This is a genomic window from Blautia ammoniilytica, from assembly GCF_025566965.1.
Classification (GTDB): domain Bacteria; phylum Bacillota; class Clostridia; order Lachnospirales; family Lachnospiraceae; genus Blautia_A; species Blautia_A ammoniilytica.
The window spans coordinates 60,859-77,208 of the sequence record NZ_JAOQJL010000007.1 but is presented as its reverse complement, the minus strand read 5'-3'; the positions used below and the strand labels follow the sequence as shown (position 1 = coordinate 77,208).

General features: G+C 41.9%; 13 protein-coding genes. 8 read left to right on the top strand and 5 right to left on the bottom strand.

The genetic code is table 11. From position 1 onward, the window contains the following. Nucleotides 1–3: 3 nt before the first annotated feature. The 4 genes from OCV61_RS04975 to OCV61_RS04960 form a co-directional block, all read right to left on the bottom strand. On the bottom strand, nucleotides 4–1,278 hold the full coding sequence (locus OCV61_RS04975; RefSeq protein WP_117514077.1) for a DUF6070 family protein: 1,275 nt from the start codon (nucleotides 1,276–1,278) through the stop codon (nucleotides 4–6). Beyond that, the gene (locus tag OCV61_RS04970; RefSeq protein WP_009320924.1) at nucleotides 1,278–2,519 is read right to left on the bottom strand and encodes a DUF6070 family protein; all 1,242 of its coding nucleotides are present in this window, start codon (nucleotides 2,517–2,519) and stop codon (nucleotides 1,278–1,280) included. The genes OCV61_RS04975 and OCV61_RS04970 overlap by 1 nt, the downstream gene beginning before the upstream one ends. After that, the gene (locus OCV61_RS04965; protein WP_155176876.1) at nucleotides 2,467–4,590 is read right to left on the bottom strand and encodes a penicillin-binding transpeptidase domain-containing protein; all 2,124 of its coding nucleotides are present in this window, start codon (nucleotides 4,588–4,590) and stop codon (nucleotides 2,467–2,469) included. The genes OCV61_RS04970 and OCV61_RS04965 overlap by 53 nt, the downstream gene beginning before the upstream one ends. A 562-nt stretch (nucleotides 4,591–5,152) precedes the next feature. Next, complete coding sequence (locus OCV61_RS04960) at nucleotides 5,153–5,662, bottom strand: hypothetical protein (protein ID WP_049889967.1); 510 nt, start codon at nucleotides 5,660–5,662, stop codon at nucleotides 5,153–5,155. A gap of 213 nt (nucleotides 5,663–5,875) precedes the next feature. Here OCV61_RS04960 and OCV61_RS04955 point away from each other — a divergent pair, with 213 nt between their 5' ends. Together OCV61_RS04955 and proC are read left to right on the top strand one after the other, a co-directional pair. Then, nucleotides 5,876–7,348: an IS1182 family transposase gene (locus tag OCV61_RS04955; RefSeq protein WP_158420906.1), complete on the top strand. Its 1,473-nt coding sequence runs from the start codon at nucleotides 5,876–5,878 to the stop codon at nucleotides 7,346–7,348. Nucleotides 7,349–7,506: 158 nt separating this feature from the next. Then, nucleotides 7,507–8,301 (top strand): pyrroline-5-carboxylate reductase, encoded by a 795-nt coding sequence (gene proC / locus OCV61_RS04950; protein WP_158420905.1) that lies wholly within the window; start codon nucleotides 7,507–7,509, stop codon nucleotides 8,299–8,301. Nucleotides 8,302–8,381: 80 nt separating this feature from the next. Here proC and OCV61_RS04945 read toward each other — a convergent pair whose 3' ends face one another. Then, entirely contained in the window at nucleotides 8,382–8,843 is a 462-nt protein-coding gene (locus OCV61_RS04945) for a CYTH domain-containing protein (RefSeq protein WP_158420904.1), read from the bottom strand. A 118-nt stretch (nucleotides 8,844–8,961) separates the two neighbouring features. Between OCV61_RS04945 and OCV61_RS04940 the strand changes: the two genes are divergently transcribed. The 6 genes from OCV61_RS04940 to yihA all read left to right on the top strand — a co-directional run bounded on the left by OCV61_RS04940 (nucleotide 8,962) and on the right by yihA (nucleotide 16,350). Next, the gene (locus OCV61_RS04940) at nucleotides 8,962–9,516 is read left to right on the top strand and encodes a DJ-1 family glyoxalase III (RefSeq protein ID WP_158420903.1); all 555 of its coding nucleotides are present in this window, start codon (nucleotides 8,962–8,964) and stop codon (nucleotides 9,514–9,516) included. A gap of 241 nt (nucleotides 9,517–9,757) precedes the next feature. Next, complete coding sequence (gene tig, locus OCV61_RS04935; RefSeq protein WP_158420902.1) at nucleotides 9,758–11,044, top strand: trigger factor; 1,287 nt, start codon at nucleotides 9,758–9,760, stop codon at nucleotides 11,042–11,044. 236 nt (nucleotides 11,045–11,280) lie between these two features. Then, the gene (gene clpP, locus OCV61_RS04930) at nucleotides 11,281–11,862 is read left to right on the top strand and encodes an ATP-dependent Clp endopeptidase proteolytic subunit ClpP (protein WP_158420901.1); all 582 of its coding nucleotides are present in this window, start codon (nucleotides 11,281–11,283) and stop codon (nucleotides 11,860–11,862) included. Between the two features lie 168 nt (nucleotides 11,863–12,030). Next, nucleotides 12,031–13,332: an ATP-dependent Clp protease ATP-binding subunit ClpX gene (gene clpX, locus OCV61_RS04925; protein WP_158420900.1), complete on the top strand. Its 1,302-nt coding sequence runs from the start codon at nucleotides 12,031–12,033 to the stop codon at nucleotides 13,330–13,332. A gap of 18 nt (nucleotides 13,333–13,350) precedes the next feature. After that, nucleotides 13,351–15,675 (top strand): endopeptidase La, encoded by a 2,325-nt coding sequence (lon, locus tag OCV61_RS04920; RefSeq protein ID WP_158420899.1) that lies wholly within the window; start codon nucleotides 13,351–13,353, stop codon nucleotides 15,673–15,675. Between the two features lie 48 nt (nucleotides 15,676–15,723). After that, on the top strand, nucleotides 15,724–16,350 hold the full coding sequence (gene yihA, locus OCV61_RS04915) for a ribosome biogenesis GTP-binding protein YihA/YsxC (RefSeq protein ID WP_158420898.1): 627 nt from the start codon (nucleotides 15,724–15,726) through the stop codon (nucleotides 16,348–16,350).

Below are 16,350 nucleotides of genomic sequence, written 5' to 3'. Positions count from 1 at the left end.
AAATCATCCTTTCGTTCTTGCTATTGGCGGCAGTTCCAATTCAATTTGTTCTATAGAATTGGAAAGATACCTGAAAGTTCCGTCTTCAAATGGCTGGACCACAACCGTATTCCGAAAAGCGAGATCAGAATTATAATCCGGCCATACTCCATCCACGATAAGTGTAATCGTTCCATCCGCATTTTTTGTATAGTCAACTACTTCTCCAAAAGGTGGGTATGGGCTGGCATAAATCATCTCATATTCATAGCTGTTACTCCCTTCATCATACCCACAATACTCTCTTAACTGTTCTATCGATACTGGAAAATAGGTGGTCATTATCCTTTCATATTCCTCTGCCGGAATCTTCCAATCCTCAGTTTTCAGATTTTCACCCGTGGAAATTCGGTAAATATCTTCATACATGCAAGGCATCAAAATATCCTTTACATTGCTACTGTTCCAGTTTGTGACAAGCACATTGTAATTCACATAACTTAGTCCTGATATGTATTTCTCCGTCAGTTCCTGGCAGTCTTCCGGAAGCGGTTCTATTCTCCAATACTGTCTCAAACTTGCATGTGCAATCACATATTCATATGCGTAGATAAAATACCCTTTTTCCGTAAGTTTGATTTCAGCCACATTACTTACCGAAGTTCCCTGTATTTCAGGCACTCCACCTTCCTTCCAACGAACACCTATATAATAAGTCTGCAACTCACCTTTCCGGTAAATAAAAGTAACTGCTCCAATCAGTCCATCTCTATGTACTTCGAATACCGTAACCATTGAGTCCCGTCCATCCAAGTAATCTGCATAAAATGTTTCGACTGCTTCATGGTTTTGCATGGCAGTATCTTCTTCAACACTTACCAGACCGCTTCTGCCCAATTGCTCCACCACAGTTTTCCTCTGCTCGTTGGTAAATTCGCTAATGCCGGAAGAATAACTTGGTGCATCTGCAATTACAATATCCTTATAGATTTCTGCTACCGAATCTGCCGCTGACAAAACCATACTCTGCAATTGTTCCTTTTCCTCATCTGAGATAAGACAATCACTGGCTTGCGGAATAAACCAATATGCTGACTCTGTGGAAGTTTCCGCATTCTCGGCTTCTTCTGTTTCTGCTTCGCTATTTTCGATTTCTACAGGTGGCTCCCATACTTCTTCTGCCACCTTTTGTTCTTCTTCATGCATTTTCCCCCAACAGATTACCCCAACTATCACGAAAATCAACAGCAGTAAAATTAGAAGTCCACATTTTCTAAGCAGCCATTTCACATCCTCCATTATTCTCCTCCGTACAATTCTTCCCATTCTTCTAACGTCAACCGTGGCGTATGCCAAGTTTCTCTGTAGTTGTCTTCGGATGGTATAATTCGATTAGATACATATTGTACCCGTCCATTCTCTAAAGGGCGAACCACAACCTCGTGAGCATATACCTTGGAATCACCCGCATAAGGGAATACTACATTGGCTGTAAGTGTAATTGTCCCATCATTGTTTTCTGTAAAACCTACTACCTCTGAATATGGATATTCGGGGTACTCTACTTCTTCAAAGCCTCTCGGCTTATATTCATAAGTCAAATTCTCCGAATCATAGATGGTTTTTGATTGTAGCGTTTCACTATCAATGTTGAAATATTTCATAATAACACTTTCAAATTCTTCTTTTGGAATCTGATAAACTGCACTGACTGATAAGTTGTCATCAGCAACATAGGGAGCATATTGACCATTCACTTTTGGATAAAGAATGTCATACATATCATAGAAATTCAAATCCCCGAAATCCTCCTCACTCCAATCCACAATGAACATATTATTCCGTTCAAAGCTGATTGGGTTGAGATATTTCCGACTCAACTCCCTATATGTTTCATCCAATGGCTGTACCCGTAATGCGGTATGTTCCTCTGCTCCACTCAATGTAAGAACATATAATTCTTCTGAAAACCAAACACCGGAAAACATCAGGTAACCTTCTTCTGTATAATTCCAATACTCCGCTTGATAGTTTCCTATAACCTCTCTTTTCATATTTCCATTTTCATACTTGTAATAGCTTCTGACCACATCCACATTTCCGCCTTTTGTGTGCAAATCGTATTTTACAAATCCGCCCAAATAACTGATTTCAAGAATCGTTATTTCTGCTTCCTCCTGTGCATCCACCTTTTCGCAGAATTCCACTACCTTCTCTGGTTCCGTCATGTTAATTTGATTTCTGCTGTCAACTGCCGAATAACCATTTTCTCCAAGACGATTTACAATACTACGGATTGTTTCCAAATCCGCTAATTTATTTTCTTCTTCTGCTTTCTCATAAAGATCAATGCAGACGCTTATAATTTCATCTGCATCCTCCTCTGATTCTTCCTGAATAGCCTGAACATCTATTACCGTTTCCGAAACTGTATTTTCTTCCGGGGGTGCATCACTGCACCCCGAAATACTAAGTATTAATACAAAGCTAATTGCTGCCAAACCACTCTTCCAGAACCAGGTTGTCTTTCTTAACAACATATCCGCTTCCTCCTCTTCCTTTCACATCTTCTACCATGCTAATAATCAATATAGGACGTTCTACCGTATCTTCTGCTGTAAAAATTGCAAACCATCCTAATTCCGTACCCGAAGTATCATCCTTCGATGCCTTGATTTCTGCCGTACCTGTTTTTCCTGCTAAAAGAATGTCATCCCGATGGGCTGCATATCCAGTTCCATTAGAATCATTCACAACCTTTTTTGTTCCTTCCAATACACGGCTTGCTGTCTCATTAGAAAAGGCTCCCGGAATCCAATACTCAGCTACTGCGTCTTTCTGATATACTAAATACGGCTTTATAACATTTCCCTCGTTACAGAAAGCAGAATAGATACATGCCATATGTAATGGATTCACCAAAACCTGCCCTTGACCGTAACCGCTGTCTGCTAACTGTATTTCTGTTTCAATTCCCTCTGAATTAGAATACTGCGACTCTGCCATCTTAATCTCAAATGGCAGTTCCTCATTAAAACCAAGTCCAGTCAAAGAACTCTCCATCTCTTCTGAGCCAATCTTTAATGCTGCCTTTGCGAAATAAATATTGTCGGAATATATTAGGGCATTCTCTAAAATGACTGGTTCATATGCATGGAGTGTTGTTACATGATAGGAACCCCACGATGCATCCTTTTGCCAACTTAAGCCTACGTTGCCGTAATCTTCCATTGGATCGATTGCTCCTGATTCCAAGCCGACCGCTGCGGTAATTGGCTTGAATGTAGACCCCGGACACCACACTTGCCGGAAGCGATTATACATTGGCTTATTCTCATCCTCGTTAAGTACAGTCCACTGCTCACTCGACAATCCCATAATAAAATCGTTATTGTCATAGGCCGGTGTGCTGACCAAAGCCAATACTTCTCCGATATAAGGATTCATGGCTACCGAGCAGCTTTTATCTTCCTTAAACTGCTCATGCAAGGAAACCTGTAAATCAGTATCTATCGTAAGCTGGATGTCCTGCCCATGCTGTACCAGGATACAAGCAAGTTCCTCCTTCTCTTTGCCTTCCGAGTTTTCAATGTAAATCCTGCAACCGTTCTGGCCTTTCAGTTCACTCTCGAACAAGCTCTCCATTCCGCTTCTGCCGATTACACTATTGGCTGTATAGCCTTCTCCTGCATGCTCCTCTAAATCTTCCGCAGTAACACTTTGAACATATCCGACCAAATGTGCCGCTGCTTCTCCTAATGGGTATTCACGCACTTCAACATCAGATATCATCACTCCGGGAATCTCCAGCAACTTTTCATGCCTTTCTTTCTCCTTTAGGACTTCTTCATCTGGACTGATAGACATTAACTCAATTTCTTCCACTCTTGGAATTGTTTTAATGGGAACAAAAGAATCATCCTTTACCCACTTTGCAGACAGTTTCTTTTCTATCGCTTCCGGTGTGATTTCCACTAGTTCTGCAATCTGTGCGATTGCTTCCTCTCTGTTTTCCAACTTGCCCGGAACGATTCCAACCGAAGATGCTGTACCTTTTCCTGCAAGGACACGTCCGTTCCTATCCAGAATTTCTCCTCGTTCTGCCTGTGTAGTGGAAACTCTTACTTTATCTGTAGATGCCAGATTCGGAAAAATCAGGGAATCATCCCAAACTAACTGATATCCTTCTTCGTCCTTTAGGAAAAGTGCTTTATTCTCAAAGCTGATAGTTCCTGCAACTGTATCGAAAGAAGTCTGGTAGGTTACCGTCATTTGCTCCTCGTCATATGCAATAATCTGGACAGCTATATTCTGGACTTCTATACCTTCATAAATAGCTGAATTTCGAGTTACAAAATCCTCCTGACTGACATTTCCCGATGCCTCAATATGTAGCATTGCATACATTTCTTCATACTCCTGTTTTGGAATATGATCCATGTACTCCACCAGAAGTTCTTCCGGTGTCTTCCAGGCATTTTCCTTTGTTGCCAACATTCCTGCCACACATACTGCAGAAATTACCGCAGCTATTCCTATAACAGCAATCGCAATCCATAGGAGCCTGCTTCTTGTTTTCTTTCGCTTGTTTCTGCTTTTTCCTTTCTTCATATTGACCTCCATTCATTTTGCTTTGCTGATATGGTCATATTCTATTTTCAATGTACGCTATATCTTCAAAATATTACACTCGTAAGATTTTGAAGTAAAAAAATTTCTCTTTGCTGGGTATATCGTACTATGCATTCCTCCTTCCTTTTATTACATGCGTAAGATTTCGCAACAAAAAAATTTCGTCCGCAATCCTACTGCACTTGTGTAAATATTACATCAGTAAGATTTAGAAGTCAAGTTATCTTTATATAAAAAGGCTTCTGCCAGGAAGTATCATACATTTTCACAAAAGTGATACCTTTTAGCAAAAGCCTATTATTCAGCAGAGTTTCAAAACACCCCACTGCTGCGATATTCAAATGGTTCATTCATAAGGCTACAAAACACATATCCATTTTCGTTCCTTAATATCCCACAAACCGCAGAAAATCAAGGTTTCTTTGAAAGCAGACATACGGTTTCAATAATCCCCTGAACATTTATTTTATGCTGCATAGCGAAAGTATGCAATAGGTTTTCAAAGTGGGGTAATGGTTTTATCCCCATAAAAAGTGGTTGACTAAATGTATTTTAGAATTTTTCTATATAAATCCCACAGCCTCGGTCCACAAAAACCACCCAAAGCACTCAACCCACGATGCTCATGAACATCTCTATCTTCAACCTCAAAGAGCCTATGGAAATCATCTCCCTCACCTACATAAACTGATTTGTCATAATTAAGAAAAGTAGACTTGCCACTAAATTGGTCACCTGTGATATCTATAATAATATATTTGTCTACCATCAGCCATGCATGAGATTGTCCGTTTCCATCCGGTTTACCCCAATATGTTCCACAGACATAATCTGTTTTGATACCTTTATCCAATAAATACTGAGCTAACAAATCACTCGTATCTCCGCAGCAAGCACGTGGAAATCTGCGATATATGCTGTCGTTATCAAACTCCCCTGCTTCCAAAGCCAAGTCAATCGCTCTTCGAAATTGGGTTGCGAACTGTTCAATTTCCTTCATCATACGCTCCTTTAACAAAACCGCTTTTGCGAAAAAGTATTCTTTCGCCAAAATGTATATTTCCCGTTCTCCAAAGCCTATCCCCTGGGGTAAACCTCCTGATATATCATCACTCTGCGGAAACAGAAACACACATCTATTTTATTCCCAAAATGGCGAAATCCTTTGATTTATAAGGGCACTGAAAAAGTCTGATTCTAAAAAAGAATTGGGCTTTTTTTCGTATTTCCATTATAATAGAAATATAAGGAGGGAGCGGCTACCATGTTAAAAGATCATTCACAGTTACAATTATCATTGTCACCATATCAGGGGCTTTACGATGCAATCATTCCCGAAGATCATCTTTTGCGGAGAATAAAAGAAAATATAGATTTCAGCTTTGTAAATCCAATGCTTCGTAAGCAGTATTGTGAAAATTTCGGTCGCCCGGCGAAGGAACCGGAGATGATGTTTAAACTGCTTTTTCTGAAAAAGCTGTATGATCTTTCTGACGAAGCTCTAATAAGTAGCGCCCAGACGGACATGGCATATAAATTTTTCCTTAATCTGGAACCGGAAGCAAAAATGATAGATTCCAGTCTTCTTACAAAATTCAGAAAAACTCGTATTACAGAAGATATCTTAGAAGAACTACTGAAAGAAACCATTCAACAGGCACTAGACAAAAACCTGATCAAATCGGGAACCATTATCGTCGATTCCACTCATACACTTGCGTCTGTTCGGGCAAAATCCCCAACGCAGATTCTGCGAGATATGAGCAAACAACTCCGGAAAGAGATTTATAAAACAGCTTTTGAATTATCAGAGCAATTTCCTGAGAAACCATCTTTGGAAGCAGGGTTGGATGAAGAAATTGCCTATACTAAGGAACTCCTCCGGATTTTGGAGGAAGGAATAGAATCCTGTGGAAATGAAAAGATACAGAAACTTTCTCGGGAAATGAAAGAGCTGCTAGAAGATGAACGGCTCAAAGAGATCCGCTCCAAAGAGGATAAAGATGCACGATTCGGGCATAAAACGGCAACCAGTACGTTTTATGGATATAAAAATCACCTTGCGATGACAGAAGAACGTCTTATTGCAGGGATCAGTGTAACAGATGGAGGAGCGCCAGATGGGCAGGAATTACCAAAACTGATAGAAAAAGCAAAGGAAAATGGAATAAAAGTTACAGAAGTTATAGGCGATATGGCATATGTCAGTGATGATAATCTGGAAGTTTGCGGAAAAGAGATTACATTGATTGCCAGGACCAATACAGCAGTAGCTGCAGCAGCAAACGGAAACCTTGAGGAAGGTTTCTGCTTTAACAAAGATGCGGGGATGTTGCAGTGTCCTGCCGGAGAGCTTTCCACGCGTGTGGAAAAAAGAACAGCAAAAAACGGAAACACTTATTTAAGATATATATTTAGCAAAGTAAAGTGCCGGAAATGCTCACAAAGAGAAAACTGCCGTGTAGGGAAATCAAAGGCTAAAGAACGAAGCTACAGTATTACGCAAGCAAGCGAGAAAAATCTTGAACGGCTTAAATTTGAAGAAAGTGAATATTTTCAGGAGCGAATGAAGATTCGGCACAGGATAGAAGAAAAGAATGGAGAATTAAAGGAAGCTCACGGTTTGCGCAAAGCAGATTCGAGAGGTCTATTTGCTATGCATCTGCAAATGTATTTTACGGCATTTACAGCAAATGTAAAACGAATAGTAAGATTAGAAGAGCTGGCTATGGAGTAAGCCATAGCTTTTTTGTGCTTTTTCTAAAAAAAAATTGAAAAAATATAAAAGAAAAACTTCCACTTAAGAAAAAATGGAAGTTTTTCAGTGCCCTTGTAATAGCAGGCTTTCAGGGGTGTTTTGTTAAAGATGTATATGTATACAAGGAGACAAAGAAGATGAAAATTGGATTTATCGGATGTGGGAACATGGGATCTGCGATGATCAGCGGGATCCTGAAAAAAGGGATTTTTCAGAAGGATGAGATCATTGTATCAAATCTTACAGAAGAAGGCAGCAAAAGAAGCAGGGAAAAGCTGGGAGTTGTAACCACCCTGGACAATCGCCAGGTAGTTAAAAATGCAAAGACGATCATTCTGGCCGTTAAGCCACAGTTCTATCAGGAAGTGATCGAAGAAGTACGGGCGGATCTTACTCCAGAGCATATGGTGATCGGTATTGCACCAGGGAAAAGTCTGGACTGGATACAGGAAATATGTCAGACATCCCTGAAAGTAGCACGCCTTATGCCAAATACCCCTGCTCAGGTAGGTGAAGGTATGACAGGTGTTTGCAGAAATGAACTGGTAACAGATGATGATCTGGAACAGGTATTGAAGATCACTGACAGTTTTGGCAAAACGCAGGTTGTGCCGGAGCGATTGATGGATGCAGTGGGAGCAGTCAGTGGGTGTTCTCCGGCATACGTATTTATATTCATTGAAGCAATGGCAGATGCAGCAGTGGCACAGGGGATGCCAAGAAAACAGGCATACCAGTTTGCTGCACAGTCTGTTCTGGGAAGTGCCAGGATGGTACTTGAGACAGGAATGCATCCTGGAGAATTAAAAGATATGGTATGCTCACCAGCAGGAACCACCATTGAGGGTGTGCGTACTTTGGAAAAGGCAGGCTTTAGAAGCGCTGTTTTTGAAGCACTTCAGGCCTGCGCAGATAAAGGCAAAAAGATGTAAATAAAAAATCAGATAAAAATGCATCTGGATACAGAGCAAACTGTAATCAAGATACAGATAATCGGAAATACTTAAAACTGCTACAACTGGCAAATTCCCTTACTTAAAGTGCTGTTGTGATATTTGGAAGAGTTGGTTACTTCTTCACCGAACCATTCTGGAGGTATATAAGATATAGCTTCTTCTTCAGAAGAGAATTCTACCTCTGCAAGGAAAAGCCCCTGATATGGAGCGTCAAAGATGTCCAATTCAATGGTCAGACCGTCCTTTTCCGGAATCACATATCTGGTTTTTGATATGATAACACCATCTGCTTTAGGCTTCAGGTGCTCATAAGCTTCCTGAGTAAGAGGCAGATTGTATTCTTCACGGCACATCAGTCCTTTGGATTTATAGGTAAGATAATAAGAATCATTGGATCTGCGGATACGGACAACAGGATCTGTACACAGATATCCCTGTTGGATCTTTTTTGAAGGATAAGATACCAGGTTTTGGGGCAGATTTTCCTGAGAAATCAGGAATTTTCGTTCGATTTCCATAATAAAAGCCTCCTTATATAATATGGGGAAAACCAATACCATTTATAATGTGGGAAAACCCAATCTCATTATACATGGAACAAGGGAGAAATAAAATAGGAAGAAAGAGGAAATAATAATGGCAAAAAATGTTTATATTTTTCTGGCAGACGGATTTGAAGATATTGAAGGACTTGCTGTAGTAGATCTGATGCGCAGGGCAGGAATCCGGATCACTACCGTTTCAATTATGGACAAAAAAGAAGTAGTTACTTCTCACCATATTGCCCTTTTGGCAGATTCTTTATTTGATGAAACTGATTTTTCAGATGCGGATATGCTGGTGCTTCCTGGCGGGATGCCGGGGACAAAGTACCTTGGAGAGTATGAGTCGCTTGCAAGATTGTTGACACAATTTGATCAGAAAGGCGGAAAAATCGGAGCTATCTGCGCAGCACCTACTGTGCTGGCTTCCCTGGGACTTCTGGAGGGAAAGAAAGCAACTGCTTATCCTTCCTGCATGGACGGATTAAAAGGGGCAGAAAAATCCTTGGAAAAAGTGGTAACAGATGGCAATATTACCACCAGCAGGGGACTGGGTACAGCCGTTGATTTTGCACTATCCCTGATTGAACAGCTTCTTGGAAAAGAAAAAGCAGATGAAATTGCAGAATCAGTAGTATATACCCGGTAAAATGGTCTTTTGCTGGAAAAACCATGTAAAATGGGGGCTTTCCTTTGAAAAAACACTAGCGTTTTTGAAACTCCTGTGCTATACTACTACAATGACTGTAATTATAAAGAATTGTAGCGTTATTCATGAGCGTTATAAAAATTAAAGGCCAGAAGTCTGAGACAGTGACTGCCTGCATGGATATTTGACAGACCGGATGGCAATGTATTATTTTACCTGAATTTTAAGGAGGAACACGAAAATGAGTTTACAGGTTGAGAAAATGGAAAAAAACATGGCGAAGCTTACGATTGAAGTTTCTGCTGAGGATTTAGACAAGGCAATGGAAGGTGCTTACAAAAAAGCAAAAAACAGAATTTCCATTCCTGGATTCCGTAAAGGAAAAGCTCCAAGAAAGATGATCGAGAAGATGTACGGAAAGGGAGTATTCCTGGAGGATGCTGTGAATGCACTGTTACCGGAGCATTATAGCAAAGCTGCTGCAGAGAGCGAACTTGAGATCGTTTCCCAGCCTAAGATCGACGTTGTACAGATGGAGCCTGGAAAAGACTTTATCTTTACAGCAGAAGTAGCTGTTAAGCCGGAAGTTACTCTTGGTGAGTATAAGGGACTGGAAGTTCCGAAGACAGAGATCAGTGTAACAGATGAAGAAGTTGATGCTGAAGTTAAGAAAGAGCAGGAGAAGAATTCCAGAACAATCACTGTAGAGGATCGTGCAGCACAGAAGGATGATATTGTTACTATCGACTTTGAAGGATTCACAGACGGTGTTGCATTTGAAGGCGGCAAGGGCAGCGATTATCCGCTGACTATTGGCTCCAATACATTTATTCCTGGATTTGAGGATCAGCTGATCGGTGCAAATACAGGTGACCATGTAGAAGTTAAGGTTACATTCCCAGAGGAATATCAGGCAAAAGAGCTTGCAGGCAAAGAAGCTGTATTCCAGTGTGATGTTAAGAAGATCGAAGCAAAAGAACTTCCGGAGCTGGATGATGATTTTGCAAAGGATGTTTCTGAGTTCGATACTCTTGCTGAGTACAAAGAGAATGTTAAGAAGGAACTGACAGAGAAAAAAGAAGCAGAAGCAAAAACTGCAAAAGAGAATGCAGTGATCGATAAAGTGATCGAGAATGCACAGATGGATATTCCAGAGGCAATGATCGATACACAGTGCCGTCAGATGATGGATGACTTCGGAAGAAGAATGCAGTCCCAGGGCCTTTCCATGGAGCAGTACTTCCAGTTCACAGGTCAGAGCATGGACAAGATGATGGAAGATATGAAGCCACAGGCTCTTAAGAGAATCCAGACTAGATTGGTTCTTGAGAAAGTGGTTGAGACAGAGAATATCGAAGCATCTGAGGATGAGATCAATGAAGAGATCAGCAAGATGGCTGAGATGTATAAGATGGAAGCTGACAAAGTCAGAGAGCTTCTTGGCGAGCAGGGTCTTGGACAGATGAAAGAAGACCTGGCAGTACAGAAAGCAGTTACTATGTTAGCTGATGCTGCAAAAGAAGCTTAATTGTAACTATTCAATAGGAAGTATCCTGTGAGGTGTTTTGAAATATATCAGCTGGGAGTCAATCCCCCAGCTGATATAGCCTCCGGCAGGATTGCAGAGGTGCGCAGGAGAAGTATGTCATGCAATTGCATGACGCGCACCTCGCAGCAAGAATGCCGAGGCATTCTTGAATTTGCCTCGCAACTGTAAGGGTACTGAACAGTTACGTTTAATCAGAGAGTAGAAAAGAGGAAATTATGAGTTTAGTGCCATATGTCATTGAACAGACAAGCAGAGGGGAAAGAAGTTACGATATTTATTCAAGACTTTTAAAGGACAGGATCATTTTCCTGGGAGAAGAAGTGAATGATGTAAGCGCAAGCCTTGTAGTGGCTGAGCTGCTTTTCCTGGAAGCAGAAGACCCTGGAAAGGATATTCAGCTTTATATTAACAGCCCGGGAGGTTCTGTGACAGCCGGCATGGCTATTTATGATACAATGCAGTATATCAAATGTGATGTATCTACAATATGTCTTGGAATGGCTGCCAGCATGGGAGCATTTCTTCTGGCCGGAGGTACGAAAGGTAAGAGATTTGCCCTTCCAAACTCAACGATCATGATTCATCAGCCCTCAGGCGGTGCCCAGGGACAGGCTACAGAGATCCAGATCGTAGCTGATCATATTGCAAAAACGAAGAGAACCTTAAATGAGATTCTTGCTGCCAATACCGGACAGCCACTGGAGGTTGTAGAGAAGGACACTGACAGGGATAATTATATGTCAGCAGAAGAAGCCAAAGCTTATGGCCTGATCGATGGTGTTGTCATGCATAAGTAACAACATAAACAAAAGAGGACTCAAACAGGAGCTTTCTTTTGTATGTAATGATTAAGAAAAGACTCCTGAACATCAGGAGTCTTATCTTGCTTAAAAAGGAAAGACGCAGAAACTGTATTTTTTATGGGAAAGCTTCTGCAAAGAAATAGAAAGGAAATGTATTGACCCATGGCAGAGAAGATAAGAGAGGGAAAAATAAGATGTTCCTTTTGCCGTAAAACGGAGGATCAGGTAAAGAAGCTGATCGCAGGACCGGACGGCGCATATATCTGTGATGAATGCGTAGGTATCTGTGCAGAGATCATGGAAGAGGAATTTGGAGGATACGATCAAGAACTGGGATCTGAGATCAATTTGCTTAAGCCGGAAGAAATCCATGCCATTCTGGACGATTATGTGATCGGACAGGATGAAGCAAAAAAGGTTCTTTCCGTAGCAGTATATAATCATTATAAAAGAGTGACCGCATCCAGGAACCTGGATGTGGAACTGCAGAAGAGCAATATTCTTATGCTTGGACCTACCGGATCCGGTAAGACACTTCTGGCACAGACATTGGCACGGCTTTTAAATGTACCTTTTGCCATTGCAGATGCCACCACTCTTACAGAAGCCGGATATGTAGGCGAGGATGTGGAGAATATCCTTTTAAAGATTATCCAGGCAGCAGATTATGATATTGAGAGAGCTCAGTATGGCATTATTTATATTGATGAGATCGATAAGATTACAAGAAAATCAGAGAATGTTTCCATCACCAGAGATGTTTCCGGAGAAGGCGTACAGCAGGCTCTTTTGAAAATCCTGGAGGGCACAGTGGCAAGCGTTCCGCCGCAGGGAGGAAGAAAGCATCCTCATCAGGAATTTTTGCAGATCGATACTACCAATATCCTTTTCATCTGCGGTGGTGCTTTTGATGGTCTTGAAAAGATCATTGAATCCAGACAGGATACCAAAGCCATTGGTTTTGGCGCAGAAGTTACCTCTAAAGAAGAGAGAAACGTAGGTGACGTGCTTAAGGATGTTATGCCGGAAGATCTGATCAAATATGGCCTGATTCCGGAGTTTGTAGGGCGTTTGCCGGTAGTTGTTACTCTGGACAGTTTGGATGAGAAGGCTTTAATCCGTATTCTTCGCGAGCCTAAGAATTCATTGACAAAGCAGTATCACAAATTGTTTGAATTAGATGGTGTGGAACTTGATTTTAAGGAAGAAGCACTGGAAATGATGGCAAGAAGATCCATGGAGCGCCGGACAGGTGCCAGAGGTCTGCGTGCCATTATGGAGAGTACGCTGATGGATCTGATGTATCAGGCTCCTTCAGATGATACTATCCGCAAATGTATTATTACTAAAGAGGTTGTAGAGGGAACCGGCAAACCGGAGATTGTCCGGGGAGAAGCTCCGGCACAACCGGCAGGCCGTAAAAGTCCAAGGGTCAAGAAAAGCGGAACCCCGGAAACAGCCTGATGAAGGGATAGACAATAGATGAGTGAACCAGTCATTATAATGCCTGCCATAGCACTTAGGGGAACTACTATTCTTCCGGGAATGGTTGTTCATTTTGATATAAGCCGCAAGCGTTCCATGAAGGCGATTGAGGCAGCAATGGTCCAGGACCAGAAGATTTTTCTGGTGACACAGAGAAATTCCAGGCAGGAAACACCAGAACTCCGGGATTTATATCAGACCGGAACGATCGCCTATGTAAAACAAGTAGTAAAGCTTCCCCAGAATCTTTTAAGGGTTCTGGTAGAAGGAACAGAAAAAGCGGATTTATTGGCCCTGGATCAGGAAGAGCCTTATCTTAAGGCTGAGGTTTCCATGATCCGGCAGGAGGAAGAAGAGCTGCAGGCACCGGTAAAGGCTGCCATGCATCGCAGCATTCATGACCTTTTCCAGCAGTATTGCCAGGACAATGGTAAGATGAGTAAGGAGATGGCAGTACGTATTCTGGATATTGCAGATGTGGAAGAACTGATCCAGCAGGTTGCTGTGAATCTGCCTCTTACCTATCAGAACAGGCAGAGATTTCTTGAAGCGTCAGGCCTTGAGGAGCAGTACGAAGTACTCGGCGCACTTCTCACCAATGAAATCGATCTTTTGGGCATTACCAAAGAACTTCAGCAGAAGCTGAAAGCCAGGGTAGATAAGAATCAGCGGGAGTACATTCTCCGGGAGCAGTTAAAGGTGATCCGGGAGGAACTGGGTGAGAATAATATTCTGGATGATGCTGAAGAATACAGGAAAAGACTAAAAGAACTGCAGGCATCAAAAGAAATAAAAGAGAAGATCAACAAAGAAATTGACCGTTTCAAAAGTATTAATGGCAACAGTGCAGAAAGCACAGTAGAGCGCAGCTATATAGAAACACTGCTTTCCCTTCCATGGGATAAGCGGTCACAGGATTCAGAAGACCTTGAAAAGGCATGGAAGATCCTGCAAAAAGGACATTACGGACTGAAGGAAATAAAAGAGAGGATCATGGAATTTCTTTCTGTAAGAAGCCTGACCCATAAGGGTAAAAGCCCGATCCTGTGTCTGGTAGGACCTCCGGGTACCGGAAAAACCTCTATTGCCAGGTCTGTAGCAGAGGCATTGGATAAAAAATATGTGAGGATCTGTTTGGGCGGTGTACGTGATGAGGCAGAGATCCGGGGACACAGGAAAACCTACGTGGGAGCAATGCCTGGAAGGGTGACTGCAGCTCTTGCACAGGCTGGTGTAAGCAATCCGCTGATCCTGCTTGATGAGATTGACAAGACCAGCAGTGATTACAAGGGAGATACATCATCAGCACTTCTCGAGGTTCTTGATCCTGAACAGAACAGCAGATTTAATGACCATTATGTAGAGATCCCTCAGGATCTTTCAGAGGTTCTTTTTATTGCAACTGCGAATGATCTGCAAGGCATTCCAAGACCGCTTCTTGACCGTATGGAGATTTTGGATATTTCCGGTTATACAGAAAATGAAAAAGAGCATATTGCCAAAGAGCATCTTATTCCAAAGCAGATGGAAATCAATGGCATCAGTAAGGACATGCTTACCATACAGGGCAGCGCTGTCCGTAAGATGATTAATAATTATACAAAAGAAGCAGGTGTACGTTCCCTGGAGCGGTGTATTGGCAGGATCTGCAGAAAAACTGCAAGAGCAATTATGGAACAGGGAAAGGATAAGATACGTGTAACCGGGAAGAATCTTTCAGAGTACCTTGGAAAAGAAAGATATGATTACCTGATGGCAAATAAAAAAGATGAAATTGGTATTGCACGTGGACTGGCATGGACTCAGGTGGGTGGCGACACACTTCAGATCGAAGTAAATGTAATGCCGGGAAAAGGGGAACTTCTTCTTACCGGTCAGCTGGGAGATGTAATGAAAGAATCTGCACAGGCTGGTATCAGCTATATTCGTTCTGTAGCCGGGAAATATGGGATCCTTCCTGAATTTTTCAGGGAAAACGACATTCATGTACATATCCCGGAGGGCGCTGTACCAAAGGATGGACCTTCAGCCGGCATTACCATGGCCACTGCTATTTTGTCAGCTGTAATCCAGGTTCCTGTACGGGCTGAGGTAGCTATGACAGGAGAGATCACTCTGAGAGGAAGAGTCCTTCCTATCGGAGGTCTGAAAGAAAAGCTTCTGGCAGCAAAATACGCAGGGATCAAAGAAGTCCTGGTTCCAAAGGAAAATAAAAGGGATGTCCAGGAAATGGATAAAGAGATTACGAAAGATCTGAAAATCTGTTATGTGGAAACAATGGGACAGGTTCTGGAGCATGCCCTTTCCTCCGGAAAAAAATAAAGGCTTTGCATAAAAAGGCGGTTCCATGGCAGCAAAGGAGATTATTACATGGTAATTAAAAATGTTTCATTAGATATTGTGTGCGGGATCACCAGTAAACTTCCGGATACAGGAAGACCGGAAGTGGCATTTGCAGGAAAGTCCAATGTAGGAAAGTCATCACTGATCAACAGCCTGGTGAACCGAAAGGCTCTTGCAAGGACAAGTGCGCAGCCAGGCAAGACTCAGACCATTAATTTCTACAATATAAACGAAAGTATTTATCTTGTAGATCTTCCAGGATACGGATATGCGAAGGTTCCCCAATCTGAAAAAGAAAAATGGGGAAAGATGATCGAAAGGTATCTTCATACTTCAAAAGTATTGAAAGCAGTATTTCTGCTGGTGGATATCCGACATGATCCTTCTGCAAATGATAAGATGATGTATGATTGGGTGGTACATAACGGCTACAATCCTATTATCATTGCAACCAAAATGGACAAATTAAAGCGCAGCCAGATACAGAAAAATCTTAAAGCGATCAAAACCGGGTTGAATCTCCGGCCTGGAAGCATTATGATCCCATTTTCTGCTGAGACAAAGCAAGGAAGAGATGAGATCTGGGCATTGATCGATGAATTGACCGGACAGATTCCGGCAGTTACTGAGCAGACCAACTTACAGGAGAAATAA

Coding starts and splice junctions, on each gene's coding strand:
- OCV61_RS04975 (WP_117514077.1), bottom strand. CDS start 1,278: ATGGAGGATGTGAAATGGCTGCTTAGAAAATGTGGACTTCTAATTTTA.
- OCV61_RS04970 (WP_009320924.1), bottom strand. CDS start 2,519: ATGTTGTTAAGAAAGACAACCTGGTTCTGGAAGAGTGGTTTGGCAGCA.
- OCV61_RS04965 (WP_155176876.1), bottom strand. CDS start 4,590: ATGAAGAAAGGAAAAAGCAGAAACAAGCGAAAGAAAACAAGAAGCAGG.
- OCV61_RS04955 (WP_158420906.1), top strand. CDS start 5,876: ATGTTAAAAGATCATTCACAGTTACAATTATCATTGTCACCATATCAG.
- proC (WP_158420905.1), top strand. CDS start 7,507: ATGAAAATTGGATTTATCGGATGTGGGAACATGGGATCTGCGATGATC.
- OCV61_RS04945 (WP_158420904.1), bottom strand. CDS start 8,843: ATGGAAATCGAACGAAAATTCCTGATTTCTCAGGAAAATCTGCCCCAA.
- OCV61_RS04940 (WP_158420903.1), top strand. CDS start 8,962: ATGGCAAAAAATGTTTATATTTTTCTGGCAGACGGATTTGAAGATATT.
- tig (WP_158420902.1), top strand. CDS start 9,758: ATGAGTTTACAGGTTGAGAAAATGGAAAAAAACATGGCGAAGCTTACG.
- clpP (WP_158420901.1), top strand. CDS start 11,281: ATGAGTTTAGTGCCATATGTCATTGAACAGACAAGCAGAGGGGAAAGA.
- clpX (WP_158420900.1), top strand. CDS start 12,031: ATGGCAGAGAAGATAAGAGAGGGAAAAATAAGATGTTCCTTTTGCCGT.
- lon (WP_158420899.1), top strand. CDS start 13,351: ATGAGTGAACCAGTCATTATAATGCCTGCCATAGCACTTAGGGGAACT.
- yihA (WP_158420898.1), top strand. CDS start 15,724: ATGGTAATTAAAAATGTTTCATTAGATATTGTGTGCGGGATCACCAGT.